Source organism: Ensifer sp. ZNC0028 (assembly GCF_000799055.1).
Lineage (GTDB): Bacteria > Pseudomonadota > Alphaproteobacteria > Rhizobiales > Rhizobiaceae > Ensifer.
Window position 1 is genome coordinate 1 of the sequence record NZ_JTLA01000265.1, and the last position, 408, is coordinate 408.

Genomic DNA, 408 nt, shown 5'->3' on the forward strand with positions numbered 1-408 from the left:
TTAATCAGCGGGTCCACGGTTCGAGCCCGTGATCACCCACCAAAACGTCTCTTAAAGCGCTGATTAAGCTGAATTTTCCAAAGCATACATCTATGCCTCAGACGTAGAGTTCGCCGGCCGCGATCTTCACTGCATGGCCACCGATACGGGCATTGCTGATCTCGCCGCCCGCAATGTCGAGATGCAGGTGGATGAAGGACGGCCGCCCCATTTCCACGCCCTGCTCGACGAGCACCGGATGATGGCCGTCGACGAACTGGTCGAAGTAATGGATTGCGCCGGAAAGGGCAGCGACGGCCGAGCCGGTTGCCGGATCCTCGAGGTTGCCGGCACCGGGCCCGAACTTGCGGGCATGGAAGCGCGCCGTGTGGTTCACGCCGCCGCGACAATAGACGTAAGCGGCGGCAA

The 408-nt window shown here is 60.8% G+C and carries 1 protein-coding gene; it reads right to left on the reverse strand.

Annotated features, from left to right (window positions below; translation table 11 throughout):
• Positions 1 to 97: 97 nt before the first annotated feature.
• On the reverse strand, positions 98 to 408 hold a 311-nt coding region (locus tag L981_RS32945), incomplete at its 5' end, for a PhzF family phenazine biosynthesis protein (RefSeq protein ID WP_043627200.1).